The sequence below is a fragment of the Saccharothrix sp. BKS2 genome, assembly GCF_047689505.1.
Classification (GTDB): domain Bacteria; phylum Actinomycetota; class Actinomycetes; order Mycobacteriales; family Pseudonocardiaceae; genus Actinosynnema; species Actinosynnema lopnurensis.
This window is the reverse complement of sequence record NZ_JAUQOL010000001.1, coordinates 442,063-466,480: the sequence shown is the minus strand read 5'-3', so window position 1 is coordinate 466,480 and position 24,418 is coordinate 442,063. Positions and strand designations below refer to the sequence as shown.

The window sequence follows — 24,418 nt, the reverse complement described above, 5'->3', positions numbered from 1 at the left end:
CGGTGTGTTCGGCAATCAGGTTTGTATTGCAAACCAGTCTGGCGCGACGGGCGGTCCGGGTCAAGCCACCCCGGGATCGACGCCCGCCGCCCGGCGGGTGACCATGTCCGGACCACGCGGCCCCCCGACGAGGAGACGACGGTTGGACGAGCGCGACTACCTGGAGCACGACGGGCTGGCGCTGGGCGGGCTGGTCGCCGCGGGCGAGGTGACCGCCGCGGAGCTGCTCGCGGCCGCCCGGAGCCGGGCGCGGGCGGTGAACCCGCGGGTCAACGCCATCTGCACCTGGCTCGACGACCACGCCGACGAGCGCGCCGCCCAGGAGTTGACCGGTCCCTTCGCCGGCGTCCCGTTCCTGCTCAAGGACCTCCACCAGGACCTGGCGGGCACCCCGACCTCCGACGGGAACCGCGCCCTCGCCGGGCGGGTGGCCACGCGCACGAGCACCGTGGTGCGGCGCTGGCTCGACGCCGGCGTGGTCGTCTTCGGGAAGACGAACACCCCGGAGTTCGGCTCCAAGGGCGTCACCGAGCCGGAGCTGTTCGGCCCGGCGCGCAACCCGTGGGACCCGGACCGCACCCCGGGCGGCTCGTCCGGCGGGGCGGCGGCGGCCGTCGCCGCGGGGATCGTCCCGGTGGCCGCGGCGAGCGACGGCGGCGGGTCCATCCGCATCCCGGCGGCGTGCACCGGGCTGGTCGGGCTCAAGCCCGGCCGGGGGCTGGTGCCGCACGGGCCGGCGGAGAGCGAACCGCTCAACGGCCTGGCCACCCACGGCGTCGTCTCCCGCACCGTCCGCGACACCGCGGCCATGCTCGACGTGCTCGCCGGGCCCGAGGCGGTGAGCCCGTACGCGCCGTACGCGCCGTACGCGCCGGACCGCTCGTTCCTCGACCGCCTCGACGAGGCGCCGGGACCGCTGCGCATCGGCTTCACCACCCGCTGCGCCCTGCGCGAGCACCCCCACCCCGAGGCCGTCCGCGCGGTCGAGCACGCCGCCGGGCTGCTCACCGGGCTGGGGCACCACGTCGAGGAGGTGGACCCGCCCCACGACGACCGGCAGCTGGGCCGGGACTTCCTGGTCGTCTGGTTCGTGCACCAGGCGATCGAGGTGGCCCGGATCAAGCGGCTGACCGGCGCCGGCGACGGCGGCTTCGAGCAGGACACCCTGCTCATGGCCGCGCTCGGCCGTGCCCTCGGCGCGGTGGAGCTCCAGGCGGCCCAGGAACGCCGCCGCGACCACATCGGCGCCGTGGCGGCCTTCCACGAGCGCTACGACCTGCTGCTGACCCCCACCCTGGGCGAACCCCCGATCCGGGTCGGCTCCCTGGCCACGCCGGCCCCGCTGCGGGCGCTGGCCGCGGGCCTGCTGCGCACCCGGGCGACCGGCGTGCTCCGGCACGTCGGCATGGTGGACCAGGTCGTCGAGCGCAACCTGCGGTGGGTGCCGTACACGCAGCTGGCCAACGTCACCGGCCGCCCGGCGATCAGCCTGCCGCTGCACCGCACCCCCGACGGGCTGCCCCTGGGCGTGCAGTTCCTCGCCCGGCTGCGCGGCGAGGAGCTGCTGCTGCGGCTCGCCCGGCAGCTCGAACTCGCGGCGCCGTGGCCGGGGCGCCCCGACTAGGCTGCGGGGGTGGACGACAACCACGTGGTGGTCCTGACCACCGCCGGCAGCGCCGAGGCGGCCGACGCCCTGGCGCGGGCGGTGGTGGAGGCGCGCCTGGCCGCGTGCGCCCAGGTCGGCGGTCCGGTCCGGAGCGTCTACCGGTGGGACGGCGCGCTCCAGGAGGACCGGGAGTGGCAGCTGTGGATCAAGACCGCCTACGACCGGGTCGACGAGCTGACCGAGTTCATCAAGACCCGCCACGACTACGACGTGCCCGAGGTGGTGGCGCTGCCGGTGCTCGGCGGCAACACCGACTACCTGGCCTGGATCACCGAGCAGACCCGGGAGGGGTGACGGCCCGCGCCCCCGCGGACCGCCACCCGACCGGTCAGGGCGCGTCGACCTCGACGCCCTCGCGCCTGCTCCTCAGGTACGCCTGGAACTCCTTCAGCTCGCGCTTCACCACCGGGGCCAGCAGGTACAGGCCGATGATGTTGAACAGCGCCAGCGCGAACAGCACCGCGTCGGCGAAGTCCAGCACGCTGCCCAGCGTCAGCACCGAGCCGACCACGGTGAACAGGCAGAACACGATCCGGTAGGCCATCTCGCTGCCCCGGCTCTTGCCGAACAGGTAGGTCCACGCCTTCTCGCCGTAGTAGCTCCACGTGATGATCGTGGACACCGCGAACAGCACGACGGCGATCGTCAGCACGTACGGGAACCACGGCAGCACGGTGGCGAAGGACTCCGAGGTGACGGTCACGCCGTCCGGCCGGGGCCCACCGGCGAACACGGTGGCCTGCGCGTCCTTCCAGAACTGGGTCTGGGCGACCACGATGGTCAGCGCGGTCATCGTGCAGATCACCACGGTGTCGATGAACGGCTCCAGCAGCGCCACGTACCCCTCGGTGACCGGGCGGCGGGTCTTGACCGCCGAGTGCGCGATGGACGCCGAGCCCAGGCCGGCCTCGTTGGAGAAGGCGGCCCGCTGGAAGCCGACGATCAGGGCGCCGACAGCCCCTCCCGCGACGCTGTCGGCGTTGAACGCGCCCGTGACGATCTGCCCGATCGCCATCGGGAGCGACGTGATGTTGACCAGGATCACCGCGAGGCACCCGAGGACGTAGACGATCGCCATCGTGGGCACCAGCTTGCTGGTGACCCGGCCGATGGACTTGATGCCGCCGATGATCACCGCGCCGACCACCAGGGCCAGGACGATGCCGAACACCAGCGCCGCGCCGTCGCTGCCGAGCAGGCCGTCGTCGCCGCCGGTGACGTCGCGCAGCTGGGCGAAGGTCTGGTTGGCCTGGAACATGTTGCCGCCCGCGATCCCGAAGAACAGGATCATGACGGCCGCGCCGAACGCGAGCACCCGGCCCACGCCCCGGCCGACCCCGCCGGGGAACCGCTCGGCCAGGCCCTTGCGCAGGTAGTGCATCGGCCCGCCGGAGACCGTCCCGTCCGGGTGCACGTCCCGGTACTTCACGCCCAGGGTGCACTCCACGAACTTGGTGCACATGCCCAGCAGGCCGGCCAGGATCATCCAGAAGGTGGCGCCCGCGCCGCCGATGGTGACCGCCACGCCGACACCGGCGATGTTGCCCAGGCCGACGGTGCCCGAGACGGCGGAGCTGAGCGCCTGGAAGTGGGTGATCTCGCCGGGGTCGTCCGGGCTGCTGTGCTTGCCGCGCACGATCCGCAGGGCCGTGGCGAAGCCGCGCAGCTGGATCACGCCGAAGTAGGCGGTGAAGATCGCGGCGGCCACCACCAGCCAGCCGACGATCCAGGGGAAGGTCACGCCGAAGACGGTGACCTCGGCGAAGATGAACCCCGACACGGCCTCGGAGACGGGGGTGAAGACGGTGTTGACGGCCTCCTCGACGGAGGAGAGCGCGCCGCCCTCGGCGGCGAGCACCGTCGACGGCGGGGACAGAGGTGGACTCGTGGTCATGGCCGGGGAGTGGACCGCATCGTCCCGCCCGTGCAAAGGTCACTTGAGCATTTCTTTAGGTTCGTGACCGAACCGGAGTGGTGCGCCGCCCGGCCTCCCGGGGGCGCCGCCGCTAGAGACCCAACCGCCGCCGCAGCAGGGTGGCCGTGTGCACGGGCTCCGCGTCGGTCCCGTGCCGCACCTGGGTGCGGCAGCTGAAGCCGTCCGCCACCACCGGCGTGCCCGGGTCCGCCGACCGCACCGCCGGGAACAGCGTCAACCCGCCCACCGCCATCGACACGTCGTGGTGGCCGCGCTCGAAGCCGAAGTTGCCCGCCAGGCCGCAGCAGCCCTCCAGCACCGACGCCTCCACCCCCGCCCGGTCCAGCAGCTCCCGGTCCGCGTCCAGCCCCACCTCGGCGTACTGGTGGCAGTGCGGCTGCACCACCGCCCGACCCGCCACCGGCTGCCGCTCCAGCAGCGGCGCGACGTGCTCGGCGAACGTCCGGACCGACCCGGCCAGCCGCGCCACGTCCGGGTCGTCGCCCGCCAGCTCCAGCGCGTCCACGCGCAGGAACGCCGTGCAGCTCGGCTCCAGCCCGACCACCGGCACGCCCGCCCGCGTCCACGGCCGCAGCACCCGCGCGGTCCGCCGCAGCACCCGCCGCGCCACGCCCAGCTGGCCGGTGGAGAACCAGGTCAGCCCGCAGCAGACGGCCGGGCGGGGCGCCTCCACCGCGTGGCCGGTGTGCCGCAGCACGGCCGCCGCGTCGAAGCCGACGCCCGGTTCGAAGTGGTTGGTGAACGTGTCCGGGAACAGCAGCACCCGCTCGCCGTCCCCCGAGGGGGTGAACCGCGACTGGAACGAGCGCACCGGCACGGGCAGCGGCCGTTCCGGGGCGACCCCGCCGAACCGGGCGAACCGGGCGGAGACCCGGTTCACCAGGCCCAGCCGCAGCCACAGCGGCAGCCAGCCCATCGAGTAGTGCGCCGCGGGCCGCACCCGCCGCCGGTAGTGGTGGTGCAGGAACTCCGCCTTGTAGGCGGCCACGTCCACGTCCACCGGGCAGTCCCGCTTGCACCCCTTGCACCCCAGGCACAGGTCCAGCGCGTCGCGCACCTCCGCCGACCGCCACCCGTCGCGCACCACCTGCCCGCCCAGCAGCTCGAACAGCAGCCGCGCCCGGCCGCGGGTGGAGTGCTTCTCCTCCCGCGTCACCCGGTAGCTCGGGCACATCACCCCGCCGCGCGTGTTCAGGCACTTGCCCACGCCCACGCACCGCCGCGACGCCGCCGCCAGGTCGCCGCCGTCGGCGCGCAGCGCCAGCTCCGCGCGGGTCGGGATGACCGGGGGCGCGACCACCACGCGCAGGTCGTCGTCCAGCCGGGCCGGGTCGACGATCCGACCGGGGTTCATCAGCCCGCGCGGGTCGAAGGCCGCCTTGAACCGCCGGAACGCCTCGATGGCCGCCGGCGGGTACATCCGGGGCAGCAGCTCCGACCGGGCCTGCCCGTCGCCGTGCTCGCCGGACAGCGACCCGCCGTGCGCCACCACCAGGTCGGCCGCGTCCTCCAGGAACGACCGGTGCCCGCGCGCCAGGTCGAAGTCGATCCGCACGTGCAGGCAGCCCTCGCCGTAGTGGCCGTAGGTGACGCCCCGCCTGCCGTGCCGGCCCAGCAGCGCGTCGAAGTCCCGCAGGTAGGCGCCCAGCCGCTCGGGCGGCACGGCCGCGTCCTCCCAGCCCGACCACGCCTCGCCGCCGTCGGCCATCCGGGTGGCCAGCCCGGCGCCGTCCTCCCGCACCCGCCACAGCGCGCGCTGCCGCGCCGGGTCGGTCACCACCGCCGAGTGCGGCGCGAGCGCGGCGGCCCGGTGCGCCACCGCCTCGTCGGCGGTCTCCACGAACAGCCAGCTCCGCCCGCGCGGCAGCAGCCGCCGCGCCTCCCCGGCCGCCCGCGCCAGCGCCGCGTCCAGGCCCTCGACGGTCAGCACGTCCAGCTCGCGCAGGCCCGGCGCGAGGTCGGCGGCGTCGTACGGGCCGTCGAACCCGAGCACCGCCAGCACCCGCCGCTCCGGCGCCCGGACCAGCTCCACCACCGCGCCCAGCACGGTCGCGCAGGTGCCCTCCGTGCCGACCAGCGCCCTGGTCAGGTCCGGCAGCGCGTCGAGCCGGTAGCCCGACACGCGCCGGTCCAGCGCCGGGAACCAGGTCGGGTCCACCTCGGGCAGGTCCAGCGGCGGTGGGGTGCGGGTGTCGAACCGCCGCCCGTCGGCCAGCAGCACGTCGAGCGCCCGCACGTTGTCGCTGGTCTTGCCCCAGGCCACCGAGTGCGCGCCGCACGCGTCGTTGCCGATCATGCCGCCGAGCGTGCAGCGCGAGCGCGTCGACGGGTCGGGGCCGAACACCAGGCCGTGCGGCCGGACGGCGTCGTCGAGGCGGTCCAGCACCACCCCCGGCTGCACCACGGCCAGCCGCTCGACCGGGTCGACCGAGATCACCCGGTCGAGGTGGCGGGAGAAGTCGAGCACCAGGCCCTCGCCCGCGGCGTTGCCCGCCACCGAGGTGCCCGCGCCCCGGTTGGTGACCGGCACGCCGTGCTCGGCCGCCACGCCCACCGCCGCCACCGCCGCGTCCACCGAGCGGGGGCGCACCACGACCAGCGGCACGTGGCGGTAGTTCGAGGCGTCGGTGGAGTACAGCGCGCGGCTCGCGGCGTCGGCGAGCACGTCGCCGTCCACCTCGGCCCGCAGGCGTTCGACGAAACCGGTCACGGGGCGAATTGTGATCCACCGCTGGCCGGTGGTGGCGCACCCCCGGCCAGCAGATAGCCTCGCGGCGCATCAACCAGCAGCGATGGGAGCAAGCGTGTCGAGGTCCGTACTGGTCACCGGCGGCAACCGGGGCATCGGCCTGGCGATCGCCAGGGCGTTCGCCGCCCAGGGCGACAAGGTCGCGGTGACCCACCGCGGCTCCGGCGCGCCCGAGGGCCTGCTCGGCGTCAAGTGCGACGTGACCTCCGCCGACGAGGTGGACGCCGCGTTCGCCGAGGTGGAGGCCGCGCACGGGCCGGTCGAGGTGGTCGTGGCCAACGCCGGCATCACCGACGACACCCTGCTGCTGCGGATGAGCGACGAGCAGTTCACCCGCGTGCTCGACGCCAACCTCACCGGCGCGTTCCGGGTGGCCAAGCGCGCGTCCAGGGGGATGCTGCGCAAGCGCTACGGCCGGATCGTGTTCATCTCCTCGGTGGTCGGCCAGATGGGCGGCGCGGGCCAGGTCAACTACGCGGCCAGCAAGGCGGGCATGGTCGGCGTGGCCCGCTCGATCGCCCGCGAGCTGGGCTCCCGCAACATCACCGCGAACGTCGTCGCGCCCGGGTTCATCACCACGGACATGACCGACGCCCTGCCCGACGACCGCAAGCAGCAGATCCTGGCCCAGGTGCCCGCGGGCCGGTACGGCACGACCGAGGAGATCGCGGCCGCCGTCACCTTCCTCGCCTCCGACGCCGCCGCCTACATCACCGGCGCGGTGCTGCCGGTCGACGGCGGTCTCGGCATGGGCCACTGAGCGCCCGGCGCCCCCAGTCTTCCCCCAGCACAACACTCTTTTTCGGAGGAACAACCCGTGACGGGACTGCTCGAAGGCAAGCGGCTGCTGGTCACCGGGGTGATCACGGACGCGTCGATCGCCTTCCACGTGGCCAGGGCCGCCCAGGAGCAGGGCGCCCAGGTCGTGCTCACCGGCTTCGGCCGGATGAGCCTCGTGGAGCGGATCGCCAAGCGCCTGCCGGAGGCCGCGCCGGTGGTCGAGCTGGACGTGCAGGACCAGGGGCACCTCGACTCCCTGGCCGACCGGGTCCGCGAGCACGTGGACGGCCTCGACGGCGTGGTGCACGCCATCGGCTACGCCCCGCCGTCGTGCCTGGGCGCGCCCTTCATGGACGCGCCGTGGGAGGACGTGGCGACCGCCATGCACGTCTCGGCGTACTCGTACAAGGCCCTGGCGCAGGCCACCCTGCCGCTGCTGGACCGCGGCTCGTCGATCGTCGGCCTCGACTTCGACGCCCGCCAGGCGTGGCCCGCCTACAACTGGATGGGCGCGGCCAAGGCGGCGTTCGAGTCGATCAACCGCTACCTCGCGCGCGACCTCGGCCCGCGGGGCATCAGGGTCAACCTGGTCTCGGCCGGCCCGGTGAGGACCATGGCCGCGAAGTCGATCCCCGGTTTCGCCGACCTGGAGTCCATGTGGGCCGAGAAGGCCCCGCTCGGCTGGGACGTGAACGACCCCACCCCGGTCGCGAAGTCGGTGTGCGGCCTGCTGTCCGACTGGTTCCCGGCCACCACCGGCTCCATGGTGTTCGTCGACGGCGGCGTGCACTTCCTGGGCCTGTAAGGCGGTTCACCCGGCCGGGTCGGCGTGCTGATGCTCACGCCGACCCGGTCGTGCGGCCGCGGGGGGTCGGCGCGAGGATGTCCCGGTGAGTTACGACGCGCTGCTCTGGCTGTCCTTCGGCGGACCGGAAGGACCCGGGGACGTCCGCCCCTTCCTGGAGAACGTGACCCGCGGCCGCGGCGTCCCACCCGAGCGGTTGGACGAGGTCGAGCAGCACTACCAGCACTTCGGCGGCGTGTCGCCGATCAACGCGCTCAACCGCTCGGCCATCGGGCGCGTGCGCGCGCTGGTGGACCTGCCGGTGTACTTCGGCAACCGCAACTGGCACCCGATGGTCGAGGACACCCTGGCCGAGATGAAGGCCGCCGGCGTCCGGCGCGCGCTGGTCTTCCCGACCAGCGCCTACGGCGGCTACTCCGCGTGCCGCCAGTACGACGAGGACATCCTGCGGGCCCGCGCCGCCGTCGAGGACGCGCCCGAGCTGGTCAAGATCCGCCAGTTCTTCGACCACCCGCTGTTCGTGGCGTCCTTCGCGGACTCGGTGCGCGCCGCCGCGGCCGGCTTCGGCGACGACTACCGCCTGGTGTTCACCGCCCACTCGGTGCCGGTGTCGGCGGACCGGGCCGCCGGGCCGCCGGAGGAGGGCGGGCACCGCTACTCCCGCCAGGTGGCGGAGGCGTCCCGGCTGGTCGCCGAGGCGGTCGGGGTGACCGGGTACGACGTGGTGTGGCAGTCCCGCTCCGGGCCGCCGGAGGTCCCGTGGCTGGAGCCCGACGTCGTCGACCACGTCGAGGCGCTGAGCGCCGAGGGCGTGGCCAACGTGGTGGTGTGCCCGATCGGGTTCGTCAGCGACCACCTGGAGGTCGTGTGGGACCTCGACACCGAGGCCCGCGACCGCGCGGCCGAGCTGGGCCTGGGCTTCGCCCGCGCGGCGACCCCGAACGAGGACCCGCGCTTCGCGGAGCTGGTGGCGGAGCTGGTGGCCGAGCACCTGGCGGGCGCGCCCGCGCGCAAGCTGTCGGACTTCCCGGCGGCCGGCTGCACGGTCGACGGCGCCCCGTGCGCCCCGCTGTGCTGCGAGCCCGCGAAGCGGCCCCGGCGGTGACGGTCGACTTCGGCTGGTCGCCCCGGCCGGCCGACTGGAGCGACGCCCTGCGGACCTCCGTGCCGCTCTACCGCCTGGCGCCGTGGTTCGCCGCGGCGCTCGGCGTGCTGGGCGTGGTCGTGCTGGTGCTGGGCATGACGTGGGCGGGCGTGTTCGGGCTGGTCCTGGCCGTGGTGATCGGCGGGCTGGTGCCGGTGGGGGCCGCGGTGAACTTCCACAACCACCCGCTCGCGGCCAAGGCGGTGACCGGCACCGCGGACGACCACTCGCTGCGGATGTCGGTCGGCGAGGCGGCGCGCAGCGAGCTGCGCTGGGCCGAGCTGCCCGGCTGGGCGGAGACCGCGCGGGGCTTCGTGCTGCGGACCGGGACGGCCGCGGTCTACGCCGTGCCGCACCGCGCGTTCGCCGATGACGACGCGGTGGCGAGGTTCCGCTCCCTGCTGGTGGCGCACGTGGGCCCGGCGGCCTGATCCGGCGCGCTCTCCGCGTACCCTCGTCCAGCGTGTCTACTGCGAGTGCGACGTTGGTCGTCTGGACGTCAGCCTGGCTGCACGGCGCCGCCGCGGCGGACGACGTGCTGGACGCCCTGGGCGCCTGGGCCGGGCTCCACGAGGTGGTCGCCGACGACGACGGCACCGCGACCGCGCTCGACCTGCCGGGTCCCGAGGAGGCCCCGGTGGGCCCCGCGCTGCTGCTGGCGTCGCTGCGCCGCGCCGCCACGACCACCGCGCGGCTGGTGCTGCCGGTGCCGGGCGACGTGCGCGGGCTGGGCGGGCACGGGCCGCTGGGCAAGTGCGCGCTGCGGGCCGGCCAGGCCGCGGTGCTGCCCGAGGTCGGCGTGGGCCTGGTGCCCCGGCTGGTGGCCGACGGCGTGCTGCGGTGGACGGTGTTCGACCTGCCCGTCCCGGCCGTGTTCGAGCACGTGCCGATCGGGGAGGCCGAGCACGGGCTGGCGTCCGCGATGCGCGAGGCGGCCACCGCGCTGGTGACCCTGGACGTGGCCCGGCACCGGCCCAACGCGCGTGCCGAGATCGCCGCGCTGGCCGCCGAGCAGCAGGGGCTGTCCTGGCCCACGGGCACGCCGCCGAGGTCCCTGCGCGTGCTCCAGCGCGCCGCCGAGGTCGCCGCGATCCTGGCGGTGGCCGCCTCGGACGCGCCGGGCGGCGCGGTGTCGGCGACCGCGACGCGGGCGCGGGACGAGGCGCTGCGGCCCTTGGGCGACGCGGTGCGGCGGGCCCGGCTCGCGGCCGTGGACGAGGCGGTCCGGGTGCTTTCGGACCAGGGCGCCGGCCGCCATTAGTCGGCGCGGTCGTCGAATGTTCGACAAGATCCTTTTTCGGGCGCCGCATTTCTGAAGCGGTCCAGTTCACGGATGTGCACGAAATGTTTTGTTCCGCCGGCTCCCGGAACGCCCGGTGCATTCGGCCGAACAGGTGAAGTCGAGGGGACCGTTTGCTCCCGAAAGGGCCGGCGAAGCTCTTGCGCAAGGAAGTTGCATAGCCGATGCATCCGGGAAAACCGCTGGTCACGGGCTTCGCGCAGGCTACGCGTACGGGTATAGAGCCGGATTATCTCCAGGTCAACCCCTCGTCAACAGGACATGTCATGCGTTACCGTTCGTCTGGGAGCGCTCCCAGTCAGTAGTCCCCCCGGTCTCGCGTCGAATCCCGGGGGTGGCGGATGCGCTGGGAGCGCTCCCAGATGGCGATTTGCTCGCAAGGAGGCGATGCATGAGTCTGCGCACGTTCGTACGCTCCCGCAAGGTTGCGGGCGCGTTGGCGGTTACCTCGGTGGCGGCCCTGTCCGCGGCCGGGGTGGTGGCGAGCACCGCCACCGCCAACGCGGCGCCCGGTTGCCGGGCGGCGTATTCGATCACGAACCAGTGGCCCGGCGGATTCGGCGCCAGCGTCACGGTCACCAACCTCGGGGACGCGATCTCCGGCGGGTGGACCCTCGAGTGGGACTTCGCCGCCGGCCAGACGGTCCAGCAGGGTTGGAACGGCCAGTTCTCGCAGTCCGGGACCAAGGTGACGGTCCGGAACTCGTCGTGGAGCCCGACCCTCGGCACCGGCCAGACGGTCACCCCCGGCTTCAACGGGTCGTGGAACGGCTCGAACCCGGCGCCCACGCAGTTCCGCCTCAACGGGACGGTGTGCACGGGTTCGGTCGGCACCACCACGACGACCACCACGACCACCACGACGACGACCACCACGACGACCACGAGTGGGCAGAACCCGAACCCGGGCGCCCGCGTGGACAACCCGTACGTGGGTGCCGGCGTGTACGTCAACCCGCAGTGGTCCAGCCGGGCGGCCGCCGAGACGGGTGGCTCGCGCATCGCGAACCAGCCGACCGGTGTGTGGCTCGACCGGATCAGCGCCATCGAGGGCAACGACTCGCCCACGACCGGCTCGATGGGTCTGGCGGACCACCTGGACGAGGCGGAGAAGCAGCGCGCCGCCCGCTCGGACGGTCAGCTGGTCTTCCAGTTCGTCGTCTACAACCTGCCCGGCCGCGACTGCGCCGCGCTGGCGTCGAACGGTGAGCTGAAGGCCGACGAGATCGGCAAGTACAAGACCGACTACATCGACAAGATCGCGGCGATCGTGGCGGACCCGAAGTACGCCAAGCTGCGCATCGTGTCGGTCATCGAGATCGACTCGCTGCCGAACCTGGTCACCAACGTCACGCCGCGCGCGACGGCCACGCCCAACTGCGACGTGATGAAGGCCAACGGCAACTACCAGGAGGGCGTGTCCTACGCCATCGGCAAGCTCGGCGCCGTCGGCAACGTCTACAACTACATCGACTCCGGCCACCACGGCTGGATCGGGTGGGGTGACACGGTCGCCGAGTACGACAACTTCTACGCCTCGGCGAAGATGTTCGCGTCGGTGCTGGGCAAGAACGGCGCCACCAAGGACAAGGTCCACGGCTTCATCACCAACACGGCGAACTACTCCGCGCTGGAGGAGCCGTACTGGACGGTCGACGACCTCGTCGGCGGCCGCCCGGTGAAGGAGAACGCCAAGTGGGTCGACTGGAACGACTTCAACGGTGAGCTGGGCTTCGCCACGGCGATGCGCGCCGAGCTCGTCAAGCAGGGCTTCGACAGCGGCATCGGCATGCTGATCGACACCTCGCGCAACGGCTGGGGCGGCGCCAACCGGCCCACCGGCAAGTCGACCGCGACCAACGCGGACGACTACGTCAACCAGTCGCGCATCGACCGGCGCGCCCAGAAGGGCAACTGGTGCAACCAGGCCGGTGCCGGTCTCGGCGAGCGCCCGAAGGCCGCGCCGAAGCCGAACATCGACGCCTACGTCTGGATCAAGCCGCCGGGTGAGTCCGACGGTTCGAGCAAGGCGATCCCGAACGACGAGGGCAAGGGCTTCGACCGCATGTGCGACCCCACCTACGGTGGCAACCCGCGCAACGGCAACAACCCCTCGGGCGCCCTGGCGGACGCCCCGGTGTCGGGCCACTGGTTCTCGGCCCAGTTCCAGGAGCTCATGCGCAACGCGTACCCCGCGCTGTGACCTGAGGTCCCGGTGCACGACTGAAGATCACGGCTGAAGATCGCTGAACGACCCGCGGGCGGTGTCCTCTCCGGACACCGCCCGCGGGCGTATTCCGCTTGCCCGTCCGCCTAGCGTCGTGCCCGTGGACGTCGAGGAGATCACCGCGCGCCTGTCCCTCCGCTTCGGACCGGAGGTGACCGGGTGGGCGGCGGCGGTGCCGGACCGCGTGGCCGACCTGGCGCGCCGGTGGGACCTGGCCCCCGCCGGCGGGCCCCTGTCCCAGGGCGCGTCGTCCGTCGTCGCGCGGTTCCTGGCCGGTGGCGAGCCGGTGGTGCTCAAGCTGAGCCCCGACGAGCCGTTCCTGGCCCGGCAGGCGGCGGTGCTGCGGCTGTTCGGGCCGTCCGGGCGGGTGCCGGCGGTGCTCGCCGAGGAGGCGGGCGCGGTGCTGATGGCGGCGGTGCGGCCCGGTACCGAGGTGGCCGACCTGCCCGAGCCGCCCACCGCGCCGGCGTGGGCGGACCTGGTCGGGCCCCTGCACGCCGTCGCCCCGCCGCCGGGCGCGCTCGACCTCGCGGACCGCTGCGCCGAGTTCTTCGCCCGGATCGGCCGCCGGGTGACCGCGTCCACGCCCGTCACCCCGGGGATGTGGGAGCGGGCCCAGGGGCGCTGCGGCGCCCTGCTGGCCGGCGGCCCGCGCGTCCTGCTGCACGGCGACCTGCACGCCGGCAACGCGCTGGTGGGCCCGCGCGGCCTGGTGGCGATCGACCCGAGGCCGTGCGTGGGCGACCCGTGCTTCGACGTGGTCGACCTCGCGCTGGACGCCGCCGGGCGCGAGGGCGTGGCGGACCGGTCGGCGCGGCTGGCCGGCGCGTGCGGCCTGGACCCCGACCGCCTGCTGGGGTGGTGCCGGACCCTGGCGCCGGTCATCGCGCTGTCGCGCCTCGACGACCGGCCGGCGCTGGACGAACTGCTCACCCTGGCGGCCTAGCGCCTCGCCGGCCCCGGTGGTGACCACGCGTGACCGGGAATTCACCACTGAGCGCAGGACAACCGCCCGTGCGTGAACGTCCGTTGGTGCGTCAATGGATCCCATGCGCCGACTCCTGCTCGTCCTGGCCGCCCTGGTCCTCCTCGCCCCGACCGCGCGGGCCGCGGAGCCCGCGCGGGTCGCGTACGACCCGGTGGTGCACATCGAGAGCGCGGGCAGGCACGGCCTGAAGCTCTCCACGACCGAGGCGGGCGTCGTGTCGCTGCGCCCCGGGACCGGCGGGCCGAGCCGGCAGTGGCGGATCTACCACATGGCACCCGGCACGCGCGTCGCCGTGGTGAGCATGGCGGTCTCCGGCTGCCTGACGGCCGTCGCGCCGCAGGACGTGCGCATGGTGGGGGTGTGCGAGGGCGCGCCGAACCAGGTCTGGACCGAGCACCGCCTGCTGGACGACTCCGCCACGTCCTTCGCGCTGGAGAACACCGGTCACCCGGGCCAGTGCCTGACGGGGGTGCGCCCCTTCGCCCGGGTCGAGCTGACCGCCTGCGACAGCGGCCGCGGCGACCAGTTCTGGATCGCCGTGCTCGCGGGCAACCCCTGAGGGGCCGGTGGGGTCGGGCACCGCGCCGGGCGAGCCGGGCCACTCGCACCGCGCCACTCGCACCGCGCCACCCGCACCGCGCCACCCGCACCGCGCCACCCGCACCGGGCGAGCCGGGCCGGGCCACCCGGTGCCGGCCACCCGCGCCGGGCCGCCGCGCACCGCGCCGGCCCTACATCGGCTCCCGCATCATCGGCCGGCAGTTCTCGCACAGCTCCCGACCCGGCCTGACCAGGAACATGTCCTTGCCGCACCGCCGGCACACCGGCCAGGCCCGCGAACCGGCCCGGCCACCGGCACCGGCACCCGCACCCGCACCGGTCGGCGCGCCCGGCGCGGTGTCGGGCAGGTAGGCGCCCAGGCCGTCGGTCAGCTGCTGGTAGTGGGCCAGGCCGAAGCGCGGCACCACGTAGATCCACCGCTCGGGCGTCTGGAGCGGCACCGCCTCGCCGGCCGGCACCATCTCGGCCACGTCGTCGACCGTGACGCCCCGCCACGGCCTCAGCAGGGGGTGGTACCCGCCGCACGGGCGGCGCCTGCGGTCGAAGCAGCGGGGGAAGTTCTCGGTCGTGCAGCGGGCGGCGTGCACCAGGCGCAGGCCGGTCGCGGTCGCGGCGCGCCGGGGCGGCAGGTCGTCCCACGAGATGCGGTTGCAGCCGACCGACGGGATGCGGTGGAACCACTTCGGGGTCCGGTCGGAGTCGGAGAACCACAGCGGCAGCCAGCCCGCGCGGTGCGCCCCGCTCGTGTTCAGCGCCGCCGCCCGCGCGGTGACGTCGGCGCGCCGCAGCTCGACGCCGGTCCGGACCGGGCCGTGGATGGCCACGTCCAGCACCGTGCCGGTGCCCGTGCCGATCCCGGTGTCCGACCGGTACCCGGCGTCCTGGGCGGCGCGGTGCCAGTACTCCTTCTGCCGCTTGTGCTCGTCGCTCTCCAGGGCGACGAGGTGCTCGCCACCCTCCAGGTGCACCGCGTAGTACCGCCCGTGCCGGAACTCGACGTGCAGCTCGTCCCGCTCGGCGTCGTCTGGCTCCAGGCAGATCAGGACCCGGTCGCCCGGGTCGACCCGGCCGGCCAGGGACCGGATCAGGGCGTGGTCGGCGTCGGACAGGCTCGACAGGTCCAGCACCCGGTCCTCGGGCTGGTAGAGGGCATGCGCAGTCATGGGCAACCTCGCACTTCGTCGGCCTCGTGGGCCTGCTCCCGATGGTAGGTGCGGGGTACGACAAACCCGGGTCCGGAACTTCGGCCGAACGCCCCTGAGCACGCTTGTTCGTCGAGAGCAGAACCACCGGCGGGGCCCGCCCGCGCCCGCCGCGGGTGGAGTTGCTCCATGTCGACCGATCGCCCGGGTGCACGTAGCTTCGTGGGGTGACCCCTGACCTTCCCACCACCGCCGGCGCACTCCGGGCGGCAGGCCACCTGCCGCGCGGGGTGAAGGCCGAGATCCGGGACAACCTGCTGGCCGCCCTGCGCGAGGGCCGCGACCCGTGGCCCGGCATCGTGGGGTTCGACCGCACCGTGCTGCCCCAGCTGGAGCGCGCCCTCCTCGCGGGCCACGACGTGGTCCTGCTGGGCGAGCGCGGCCAGGGCAAGACCCGCCTGCTGCGCACCCTCGTCGGCCTGCTCGACGAGTGGACCCCGGTCATCGAGGGCGCCGAGCTGAACGAGCACCCGCTCGCGCCCATCACCCCGGGGTCCCGCCGCCGCGCCGCCGAGCTGGGCGACGACCTGCCCGTGGCCTGGAAGCACCGCGACGAGCGCTTCGCCGAGAAGCTCGCCACCCCGGACACCAGCGTCGGCGACCTCGTCGGCGACGTCGACCCCGTCAAGGTCGCCCAGGGCCGCAGCCTCGGCGATCCCGAGACCATCCACTACGGCCTGCTGCCCCGCTCCCACCGCGGCGTCATCGCGGTCAACGAGCTGCCCGACCTGGCCGAGCGCATCCAGGTGGCGCTGCTCAACGTGATGGAGGAGCGCGACATCCAGATCCGCGGCTACACGCTGCGGCTCCCCCTGGACGTGCTGCTGGTGGCCACCGCCAACCCCGAGGACTACACCAACCGCGGCCGGATCATCACCCCGCTCAAGGACCGGTTCGGCGCGGAGATCCGCACCCACTACCCGCTGGAGATCGCCGCCGAGGTCGACCTGGTCCGCCAGGAGGCCGACCTGGTCGCGGAGGTCGGGGACCACCTGCTCCAGGTCATCGCCCGGTTCGTGCGGCACCTGCGCGAGTCGTCCTCGATCGACCAGCGCTCGGGCGTCTCGGCCCGGTTCGCGGTGGCGGCGGCGGAGACGATCGCGGCGGGCGCGCTCCGGCGCAGCGCCCTGACCGGGGAGAACCCGCCCATCGCCCGGCCGGTCGACCTGGAGGCGGTGCCCGCCGTGCTGCGCGGCAAGCTGGAGTTCGAGGCCGGCGAGGAGGGCCGCGAGCACGAGGTGCTGACCCACCTGCTGCGCCGGTCCGTGGCGGACACGGCCCGTGCCACGTTCGCGGGCCTGGACCTGCGGCCGCTGGCCGCGCTGGTCTCCGACGGCCACCCGGTGGCCACCGGCGAGCGCGTGCCGGCGGGCGACCTGCTGGCCGCGCTGCCCGAGCTGCCCGTGCTGCACGAGGTGGCCGCGCGGGTCGGCGCGGGCCCCAAGGACCCGGCCGGCCGCATCGCCTCGGGCGTCGAGCTGGCGCTGGAGTCGCTCTACCTCACCCGCCAGCTGTCCAAGGACGGCGACGACGACCGCACGGTGTACGGATGAGAGCGGTGACCCGATGAGCACCTACCGGTACGGCCGCTACGTCGACGGGCCCGACCCGCTGGCCCCGCCGGTCGACCTGCGCGCGGCGGTGGACGAGCTGGGCCGGGAGGTCATGGAGGGCTCCTCGCCGGAGTCGGCGCTGCGCGAGCTGCTGCGCCGCGGCCTGCCGGGCGCGCGCGGCCTGGACGACCTGACCGCCCGGCTGTGGCGCAAGCGCGCCGCGCTGACCCGCCGCCACCGGCTGGACGGCACGCTCCAGGAGGTCCGGCGCCTGCTCGACGAGGCGCTGACGGCCGAACGGGCGGCGCTGTTCCCCGACCCGGACGACGACGCGAGGTTCCGCGAGGCCCGGCTCGACGCGCTGCCCCGGTCCACCGCGGCGGCCGTGGGCGAGCTGGCCGAGTACGACTGGCGCTCGCCCGAGGCCCGCGAGTCCTACGAGCGCATCCGGGACCTGCTCGGCCGCGAGCTGATGGAGCAGCGGTTCCAGGGCGTCAAGCAGGCCGTGGAGAACGTCGGGGCGCGGGACGTCGAGCGGATCCGGGACATGCTCGCCGACCTCAACGCCCTGCTGGCCGCGCACGCGCGGGGCGAGGACACCCGGGAGTCGTTCGACCGGTTCATGCGCGAGCACGGCGAGTTCTTCCCGGAGGACCCGCGCACGGTGGACGAGCTGGTCGACGCGCTGGCCGCCCGGTCGGCCGCCGCCCAGCGGATGATGAACTCGATGAGCGAGCAGCAGCGCCGGGAGCTGGCGCAGCTGTCCCAGCAGGCGTTCGGCGACTCCGCCGTGGGCGCGCAGCTGTCGCAGCTGGACTCGCTGCTGCGCGGCCTGCGGCCCGGGGAGGACTGGGGCGGCTCGGCGCGGTTCCGCGGCGACAACCCCCTGGGCCTGGGCGAGGGCGCGCGGGCGATGGCCGACCTGGCGGAGATGGACGAGCTGGCCGAGCAGCTGGCCCAGTCCTACCCCGGTGCCCGGCTGGAGGACATCGACGCCGACGCGCTGGTCCGCCGGCTCGGCCCGGAGGCGGGTGTGGACGCCCGGCGGCTGGCCGAGCTGGAGCGCGAGCTGCGGTCCCAGAACCTGCTCGAACGAGCCCCCGACGGCTCCCTGCGGCTGACCCCGAAGGCGCTGCGGCAACTGGGCGAGACCGCGCTGCGCGGCGTGGTCGACGGCGTGCGGGCGCAGGGGCAGCGGGACAGCTCGTCCGCCGGCGCGGCCGGGGAGCTGATCGGCTCGACCCGGCCGTGGCGGTTCGGCGACACCGAACCCTGGCACGTGCCGCGCACGATCACCAACGCGGTGCTGAGGTCGGCGGGCGGCCCGCTGGCCCTGGACGTGGCGGACGTCGAGGTCAGCGAGACCGAGCAGCGGTCGCGGGCGGCGGTGGCGCTGTGCGTGGACACGTCCTGGTCGATGGTGCAGGACGGGCGGTGGGTGCCGATGAAGCGCACCGCCCTGGCCCTGCACCACCTGGTGCGCACCCGGTTCCGCACCGACGCGCTGGAGCTGATCACGTTCGGCCGGCACGCCGAGACCGTGGACATCGGGGAGCTGACCGCGCTGGAGGGCGTGTGGGAGCAGGGCACCAACCTGCACCACGCGCTGCTGCTGGCGGGCCGGCACGTGCGGCGGCACCCCGACGCGCAGCCGGTGGTGCTGGTGGTGACCGACGGCGAGCCGACCGCGCACCTGGAGCCGACCGGCGAGGCCGAGTTCCACTACCCGCCGCTGGAGCGGACCCTGGGCAAGACGCTGGTCGAGGTGGACGGCCTGGCCCGGCTGGGCGCGTCGATCACGGTGTTCCGCCTCGGCGACGACCCCCGGCTGACCGCGTTCGTGGACACCCTGGCCCGCCGCTCCGGCGGTCGCGTGGTGGTCCCGGACGAGGACGGGCTGGGCGCGGCGGTGGTGAGCGACTACCTGCGGTCGCGCAAGCGGCGCTGACGGGCGGATTACGGCCGCCCGGGTCGCGGACCGGGTCGGTGGCGTGGCAGGGCGGCGGGGCCGGATGATCCCGGTCACGCCGCCTCCCCGTCCCGCCGACGGGGGACGGCACGCGTGTTCCCCGTCCCGCCGGGGCGGGCGACCCGCCCCGGCGACGCGCGGTCACCGGTCGGTCACCGTCCCGAGGAGCGGACGCGCCGGCGCCCCGGCGGACGCGAGCTAGGGTCGGTGACATGCAGACCTGGTCATCCACCCCCGTCCCGCGGGTAGCGGGCGAGCCGCGCCCGCTGCGGCTGTTCGACACCGCCACCGGCGAGGTGCGCCCGACCGCGCCCGGCGCCACCGCCGGGCTGTACGTCTGCGGCATCACCCCCTACGACGCCACCCACCTCGGGCACGCGGCGACCTACCTGGCGTTCGACCTGGTCCACCGGGTGTGGCTGGACAACGGGCACGACGTGCACTACGTGCAGAACGTCACCGACGTCGACGACCCGCTGCTGGAGCGGGCGGCGCGCGACCAGGACGACTGGGTGGTCCTGGCCATGCGGGAGACCGCGCTGTTCCGGGAGGACATGGAGGCGCTGCGGGTCCTGCCGCCGCGCGAGTACGTCGGCGCGGTCGAGGCGATCCCGGAGATCGTCGAGGCGATCGGCAAGCTCCTGGCCTCGGGCGCCGCCTACCAGGTGGAGGACCCCGAGCACCCGGACGTGTACTTCGACCACGGCGCGACCGGCCGGTTCGGCTACGAGTCGAACTACGACGCCGAGACGATGGCCCGCCTGTTCGCCGAGCGCGGCGGCGATCCCGACCGGCCGGGCAAGCGCCACCCGCTGGACGCGCTGCTGTGGCGCGCGGCCCGGGAGGGCGAGCCGTCGTGGTCCTCGGAGCTGGGCGAGGGGCGGCCGGGGTGGCACATCGAGTGCAGCGCCATCGCGCTCAACCGGCTGGGCGCCTCGTTCGACGTCCAGGGCGGCGGCTCGGACCTGATCTTCCCGCACCACGAGTTCAGCGCCGCGCACGCCGAGTCGCTGACCGGGGCGCACCCGTTCGCGCGGCACTACGTGCACGCGGGCATGATCGGCCTGGACGGCGAGAAGATGTCCAAGTCGCGCGGCAACCTGGTCTTCGTGTCCAAGCTGCGGGCCGAGCGGGTGGACTCCAACGCGGTGCGCCTGGCCCTGCTGTCCGGCCACTACCGCGACGACCGGCCGTGGACCGACGGGCTGCTGTCGGCCGCCGAGGAGCGCCTGGCGCGCTGGCGGCGGGCGGCGGCGCTGCCGACGGGTCCGGGCGCGGCGCCGACCGCGGCCCGGCTGCGCGACCACCTGGGCGACGACCTGGACACGCCGAGGGCGCTGGCGGCGGTGGACGCGTGGGCCGACGAGGCGCTGTCGGTCGGCGGGTCGGACGCCACCGGGCCGACGCTGTTCCGGGCGGCGGTGGACTCGCTGCTCGGGGTGGAGCTGTAGGTCAGGCGCGCATCCGCGCCAACGCCTCCCGGTACCACACGAGGCGCGGGTGGTCGGGTTCGAAGTACCTCTCCACGATGCCCACCACCCGCTCCGCCGGCTCCACCGCCTCGGCGGTCCGGCCGCGGTGGTGGAGCACGTGGGCCAGGCCGCCGAGCGCGGTGACCGTCGCGGGGTGATCCGGTCCGAGGCGCTCCTCGCTGATGGCGAGCGCGCGTTCGACCACCCGCCGGGCACCCTCGTAGTCCTCCTGGAGGTGCAGCGTCACCGCCACGCCGTGCAGGCCGGCGATCGCTTCGGGGCTGTCGGGTCCGTGGACCCCCTCCACCCAGCCGAGGGCGCGTCGTGCCAGGGCTTCGGCGAGCGGCCCCCGGCCCTGGACGACGAGGTACCGCGCGGCGCGGTCGGAGAGCTCCGCGGCCACCGCCTCGGTTCCGGCCGGGACGTCCTCGACCACGGCCGGCACGTGGGGCAGCAGCGCGCGCCACCGCGCCCAGCGGGCCGGCTCGGCGTCCGGCGGGCCAGCAGGTCCAGCAGCCGCCGCGCGGCGGGCCGCCCGTCGGCCGGCGCGGTCAGGGACAGGTCCCACAACGACGCCAGGGTGTCGTCCCGGCCGGCCACGCGGCCCTGCGCGATCATCTCGGTGGTGCGGGTCCGCAGCAGGTCCGCGTAGGACCCGGCGGGGATGCCGGTGGCCCTGATGTACGCGGACGCCTGCTCGATCGCCAGGGGCAGGTCGCTCAGCAGGTCGGCGAGGGTGGTCGCCTCCTCGTCGGTCACCCAGGGAACCCGCCGCCGCACGAGCGCGAGGCTGTCCGCGCGGTCCATGGTGTTCAGGTCGAGCACCTCGCCGAGCGCGTCGAACCCCGCCCGCCGGGTGGTGATCAGCACCCGGCCCGGCCCCTGCGGGAGGTGCGGCCGCAGCGCGTCGGGGTCCTCGGCGTTGTCGAAGATCACCAACCAGCGCGGTGACCGCCGCAGCGCGGCGTGCACGGCGGGCACCGGGTCGCCGTCCAACCCCAGCGCGGCGGCCAGGGCGGCGAAGTGGTCGGGCACCACGGCGGGCTGCTCGGCCGGGATCCACCACACCACGTCGAACCCGCTCGCGTGCCGGTGGGCGTACTCGACGACCAGGTGCGACTTGCCGACGCCGCCCATGCCGCGCACCGAACGGACCGCGACGGTGCCGGTCGAGCGGTGCAGGGCGTCGAGCTGTTCGGCGCGGCCGGTGAAGTTCGGGTTGCGCGGCGGGACGTGCCACACGTCCGGCAGCGCGCCGGGGAAGCGGGGTGTCGCGCCGGGGAAGCCCGGGGGAGCGGTCGGCTCGGCCCGACCCGTCAGCGCGCCGGCGACGACCTGCCGCAGCCGCTGCCGGGCAGCCGGCTCGGTCAGGCCGAACAGGTCCTCGGACACGACCGAACCCGGCAGCCCGGGTCGCTCGCAGTCCTCGACGCGCAGGACCAGGAGCGTGCGGCGCTCGTGTACGAGACGAAGAAGTCCCACTCCACCGGCACCACCCCTCGGGCCACATCCTGGCCCGAGGGGTGGTGCCGGCGGATCGGACGCGGTGGATCAGGCGCGCTGGATCAGCCTCGGCGGATCAGCCTCGCCGGGGATCACGCGTCCAGGGTCCAGCTGTTGAGCGTGCCCGTGTCGAAGGACGCCGCGTCGCGCACCCGGAGCTGCCAGGTGCCCGCCGCGGTCTCCGACGACGCGTTCACGGTGTACGAGCGGTTGATGTTGTCCGCGCTGCCGCCGGAGCGGTTGTGGAGGTTGTAGACCGAGCCGTCGGGGGCGACGAGGTCCACGACGAGGTCACCGATGTAGGTGTGGGTGATGTCCACCTGCACCGTGGTGGTGGCCGACGCGCTGCCCGCGCAGGTCAGGGCGATCGAGCTGCTGACCGTGGCGTTGTCGCCGATGGCCACGTCGGTGCCGTTGGTCGCCGGGGCGCAGCCGCCGCCGGTGGTGATGACCGCCCACGTGAACGCGGTGCTGCCGGTCCGCCCCGCCGAGTCCGTCGCGGTGACCGTCACCGAGTACGAGCCCGCGGTGGTGGGCGTGCCGCTGATCAGGCCGGACGCGCTGATCGACAGGCCGGGCGGCAGGCCGGTGGCCGAGAAGGTGTACGGCGCGGCGCCGCCGGTCGCGGTCAGCTGGAGGCTCACCGGGGTGCCGACGGTGGTCGACTGGTTGCCGGGGTTGGTCACCGCCGGGCCGCCGGGCGTGGCGCTGCCGGTGAACAGCAGCTTGTTCGCCGAGCCCGTGCCGGGGCTGCTGATCTTGTCCGAGGTGGCGGCGGCGACGATGGCCGCGTTCACCGCGGGCGGCGCGGCCGTCGGGTTGGCCGCCAGGTACAGCGCCACCGCGCCCGCCACGTGCGGCGAGGCCATGGACGTGCCGCTGATGGTGTTGGTGGCGGTGTCGTTGGTGTGCCAGGCCGAGGTGATGTTCTGGCCGGGCGCGAACAGGTCGGTGCAGGTGCCGAAGTTGGAGAACGAGGCGCGGGCGTCGGTGTTGGTCGACGCGTTCACGCTCAGCGCCTCGGCGACGCGGGCCGGCGAGTAGTTGCAGGCGTTGGCGTTGGAGTTGCCCGACGCCACCGCGTAGGTGATGCCCGCGGCGATGGAGTTGCGCACCGCGGTGTCCAGGGCGGTGTCCACGCCGCCGCCGAGCGACATGTTGGCCACGGCGGGCTTGACCGCGTTCTGGGTCACCCAGTTGACGCCGTTGACCACGCCCGCGGTGGTGCCGGAGCCGGCGCAGTTGAGCACCTTCACCGCGACCAGGCGGACCTCCTTGGCCACGCCGTGGGCGGTGCCGCCGACCGTGCCGGCGACGTGGGTGCCGTGGCCGTTGCAGTCGGTGTTGTTGGTGTCGACGGTGTTGGTGCCCCAGGTGGCCCGGCCGCCGAAGTCCGAGTGCGTGGTGCGGATGCCGGTGTCGATGATGTACGCCCGCACGGTGCTCGCGGTGGTGGCGTAGTTGTAGGCGCTGTCCAGCGGCAGGTCGCGCTGGTCGATGCGGTCCAGGCCCCACGACGGCGGGTTCGGCTGGACCGCGTCCAGCTTCACCGGCAGGTCGGCCTGCACGAACGCCACCCGCGGGTCGGCGGCCAGGCGCCGGGCCTGGGGCGCGGACAGGGTGGCGTGGAAGCCGTTCAGGGCGTGCTGCCACGACGTCCGGACGGCGCCGCCGTACTTGCCGACCAGCGAGGACGCGGTCGATGCGGACGCGGTCCGCGGCGAGGCGGCGTCGTTGAGGACGACGACGTAGGAACCGGGGACGGCGTCGGCGCGGTCCGCGCCGAGCACGGTGCCCTCGGCGGCGGCCACGCCGGTGCTCACGAAGGCCAGTGCGGCGGCCGTCGCGGTGGCCAGGCCCAGTGCGGCTAATCTTCGGGCGGTGCGGTTGTCTCCCATGACGGGATCTCCCTAGAGCAGGGCTGCTCGACCGCGCCGGCCTCGGGCCGGTCGGTCGGGCGTGCAGGGATGGGGGACGTTCGCGAACGGCGGTGCGACCTGGTCACCATGCATCGTCGGGGCGAATCGGGCGCGCGCAGTAGGGCCGATAGTCGTGAATGCGCGCCGGCGGCGATCAAGGACCGAAGGTCTCGTCCCGGTACGCCCGCCAGTGCTCCAGCAGGGTGGGCAGCTCGCCCTGGATGAACTGGAAGAAGGCGCGCATCTCGGTGATGCGCCGACCGGCGGAGCTGTCCGGGCCCAGCACCTCGACGCCCTCCTTGAGCGGGACCTCCCAGCGCCGGAACATCTCGTCGCGGCGGAACAGCGCCTCGTACCAGACGTCGTCGAACACCCGGTAGACGTCGCGCCGGGTGCCGGTCTCGCGCTCGCGGCTGACCAGCCGCACCTGGGTGAGGTAGCGGACCGCGCCGGAGATCGCCGCGGGGGAGACGCGCAGCAGGTCGGCGAGCTCGGCGGCGGTCAGGCTGCCGGAGTCGGTGGCGAGCAGCGCGACGAAGACCCGCGCGGGCATCCGCGGGACGCCGGCCTCCACGAACACCGAGGAAAAGCGCTCGATGAAGCGCAACACCGCCTGGTCGTCACGCTCGTCCACCTCTGTCACG

At 74.4% G+C, this 24,418-nt stretch carries 20 protein-coding genes; 13 read left to right on the top strand and 7 right to left on the bottom strand.

The annotated features are described in order from the left end of the window. The first annotated feature begins 142 nt into the window (after nt 1-142). Nucleotides 143-1,624 (top strand): amidase, encoded by a 1,482-nt coding sequence (locus tag Q5530_RS01575; RefSeq protein ID WP_415360178.1) that lies wholly within the window; start codon nt 143-145, stop codon nt 1,622-1,624. Between the two features lie 9 nt (nt 1,625-1,633). Beyond that, on the top strand, nt 1,634-1,960 hold the full coding sequence (cutA, locus tag Q5530_RS01570; protein ID WP_415360177.1) for a divalent-cation tolerance protein CutA: 327 nt from the start codon (nt 1,634-1,636) through the stop codon (nt 1,958-1,960). A gap of 34 nt (nt 1,961-1,994) precedes the next feature. Here the strand turns inward: cutA and Q5530_RS01565 are convergent, their stop codons facing one another. Beyond that, nucleotides 1,995-3,560, bottom strand: a complete 1,566-nt coding sequence (locus Q5530_RS01565) for an alanine/glycine:cation symporter family protein (protein ID WP_415360175.1) — start codon at nt 3,558-3,560, stop codon at nt 1,995-1,997. A gap of 112 nt (nt 3,561-3,672) precedes the next feature. After that, a complete protein-coding gene (locus tag Q5530_RS01560) occupies nt 3,673-6,312 on the bottom strand; it encodes an FAD-binding and (Fe-S)-binding domain-containing protein (RefSeq protein WP_415360174.1) in 2,640 nt (879 codons plus the stop codon). A 94-nt stretch (nt 6,313-6,406) separates the two neighbouring features. Between Q5530_RS01560 and fabG the strand changes: the two genes are divergently transcribed. The 8 genes from fabG (at nt 6,407) to Q5530_RS01520 (ending at nt 14,154) form a co-directional block, all read left to right on the top strand. Beyond that, nucleotides 6,407-7,111 carry a 3-oxoacyl-[acyl-carrier-protein] reductase gene (fabG, locus tag Q5530_RS01555; RefSeq protein WP_415360172.1) on the top strand — a complete coding sequence of 235 codons (705 nt, stop codon included), beginning with the start codon at nt 6,407-6,409 and terminating at the stop codon, nt 7,109-7,111. A 57-nt stretch (nt 7,112-7,168) separates the two neighbouring features. Then, nucleotides 7,169-7,936 carry an enoyl-ACP reductase FabI gene (gene fabI, locus Q5530_RS01550; protein WP_380633705.1) on the top strand — a complete coding sequence of 256 codons (768 nt, stop codon included), beginning with the start codon at nt 7,169-7,171 and terminating at the stop codon, nt 7,934-7,936. An 85-nt stretch (nt 7,937-8,021) separates the two neighbouring features. Beyond that, nucleotides 8,022-9,041, top strand: coding sequence for a ferrochelatase (locus Q5530_RS01545; protein WP_415360171.1), 1,020 nt, complete (start codon nt 8,022-8,024; stop codon nt 9,039-9,041). Next, nucleotides 9,038-9,511 carry a YcxB family protein gene (locus tag Q5530_RS01540; RefSeq protein ID WP_415360170.1) on the top strand — a complete coding sequence of 158 codons (474 nt, stop codon included), beginning with the start codon at nt 9,038-9,040 and terminating at the stop codon, nt 9,509-9,511. The genes Q5530_RS01545 and Q5530_RS01540 overlap by 4 nt, the downstream gene beginning before the upstream one ends. A gap of 32 nt (nt 9,512-9,543) precedes the next feature. Continuing rightward, complete coding sequence (locus Q5530_RS01535; RefSeq protein ID WP_415360169.1) at nt 9,544-10,341, top strand: hypothetical protein; 798 nt, start codon at nt 9,544-9,546, stop codon at nt 10,339-10,341. Nucleotides 10,342-10,771: 430 nt separating this feature from the next. After that, complete coding sequence (locus Q5530_RS01530; RefSeq protein WP_415360167.1) at nt 10,772-12,583, top strand: glycoside hydrolase family 6 protein; 1,812 nt, start codon at nt 10,772-10,774, stop codon at nt 12,581-12,583. A gap of 124 nt (nt 12,584-12,707) precedes the next feature. Beyond that, nucleotides 12,708-13,553, top strand: a complete 846-nt coding sequence (locus Q5530_RS01525) for an aminoglycoside phosphotransferase family protein (protein WP_415360166.1) — start codon at nt 12,708-12,710, stop codon at nt 13,551-13,553. A 103-nt stretch (nt 13,554-13,656) separates the two neighbouring features. Next, nucleotides 13,657-14,154: a hypothetical protein gene (locus tag Q5530_RS01520; protein WP_415360165.1), complete on the top strand. Its 498-nt coding sequence runs from the start codon at nt 13,657-13,659 to the stop codon at nt 14,152-14,154. A gap of 172 nt (nt 14,155-14,326) precedes the next feature. On the opposite strand, the gene Q5530_RS01515 is transcribed toward Q5530_RS01520, so the two are convergent. Then, entirely contained in the window at nt 14,327-15,319 is a 993-nt protein-coding gene (locus Q5530_RS01515) for a hypothetical protein (RefSeq protein ID WP_415360164.1), read from the bottom strand. A gap of 206 nt (nt 15,320-15,525) precedes the next feature. Here Q5530_RS01515 and Q5530_RS01510 point away from each other — a divergent pair, with 206 nt between their 5' ends. From Q5530_RS01510 to mshC, 3 genes are all read left to right on the top strand, one after another. Continuing rightward, on the top strand, nt 15,526-16,911 hold the full coding sequence (locus tag Q5530_RS01510; protein ID WP_415360163.1) for a sigma 54-interacting transcriptional regulator: 1,386 nt from the start codon (nt 15,526-15,528) through the stop codon (nt 16,909-16,911). A 13-nt stretch (nt 16,912-16,924) separates the two neighbouring features. Then, entirely contained in the window at nt 16,925-18,859 is a 1,935-nt protein-coding gene (locus tag Q5530_RS01505; RefSeq protein ID WP_415360162.1) for a vWA domain-containing protein, read from the top strand. A gap of 233 nt (nt 18,860-19,092) precedes the next feature. Next, nucleotides 19,093-20,331, top strand: a complete 1,239-nt coding sequence (gene mshC / locus Q5530_RS01500) for a cysteine--1-D-myo-inosityl 2-amino-2-deoxy-alpha-D-glucopyranoside ligase (RefSeq protein WP_415360161.1) — start codon at nt 19,093-19,095, stop codon at nt 20,329-20,331. Nucleotide 20,332: 1 nt separating this feature from the next. Here the strand turns inward: mshC and Q5530_RS01495 are convergent, their stop codons facing one another. The 4 genes from Q5530_RS01495 to Q5530_RS01480 form a co-directional block, all read right to left on the bottom strand. Beyond that, nucleotides 20,333-20,683 carry a tetratricopeptide repeat protein gene (locus tag Q5530_RS01495; RefSeq protein ID WP_415360445.1) on the bottom strand — a complete coding sequence of 117 codons (351 nt, stop codon included), beginning with the start codon at nt 20,681-20,683 and terminating at the stop codon, nt 20,333-20,335. Then, nucleotides 20,596-21,834, bottom strand: a complete 1,239-nt coding sequence (locus Q5530_RS01490; protein ID WP_415360159.1) for a hypothetical protein — start codon at nt 21,832-21,834, stop codon at nt 20,596-20,598. The genes Q5530_RS01495 and Q5530_RS01490 overlap by 88 nt, the downstream gene beginning before the upstream one ends. A gap of 113 nt (nt 21,835-21,947) precedes the next feature. Continuing rightward, nucleotides 21,948-23,753, bottom strand: coding sequence for a S8 family peptidase (locus Q5530_RS01485; protein ID WP_415360157.1), 1,806 nt, complete (start codon nt 23,751-23,753; stop codon nt 21,948-21,950). A gap of 175 nt (nt 23,754-23,928) precedes the next feature. Further along, on the bottom strand, nt 23,929-24,408 hold the full coding sequence (locus Q5530_RS01480) for a GbsR/MarR family transcriptional regulator (protein ID WP_415360155.1): 480 nt from the start codon (nt 24,406-24,408) through the stop codon (nt 23,929-23,931). Nucleotides 24,409-24,418 lie beyond the last annotated feature (10 nt).

Excerpts from the sequence above, each read along its gene's own strand:
- Q5530_RS01565 (WP_415360175.1), bottom strand. The coding sequence starts at position 3,560 with ATGACCACGAGTCCACCTCTGTCCCCGCCGTCGACGGTGCTCGCCGCC.
- Q5530_RS01530 (WP_415360167.1), top strand. The coding sequence starts at position 10,772 with ATGAGTCTGCGCACGTTCGTACGCTCCCGCAAGGTTGCGGGCGCGTTG.
- Q5530_RS01520 (WP_415360165.1), top strand. The coding sequence starts at position 13,657 with ATGCGCCGACTCCTGCTCGTCCTGGCCGCCCTGGTCCTCCTCGCCCCG.
- Q5530_RS01515 (WP_415360164.1), bottom strand. The coding sequence starts at position 15,319 with ATGACTGCGCATGCCCTCTACCAGCCCGAGGACCGGGTGCTGGACCTG.
- Q5530_RS01505 (WP_415360162.1), top strand. The coding sequence starts at position 16,925 with ATGAGCACCTACCGGTACGGCCGCTACGTCGACGGGCCCGACCCGCTG.
- mshC (WP_415360161.1), top strand. The coding sequence starts at position 19,093 with ATGCAGACCTGGTCATCCACCCCCGTCCCGCGGGTAGCGGGCGAGCCG.
- Q5530_RS01485 (WP_415360157.1), bottom strand. The coding sequence starts at position 23,753 with ATGGGAGACAACCGCACCGCCCGAAGATTAGCCGCACTGGGCCTGGCC.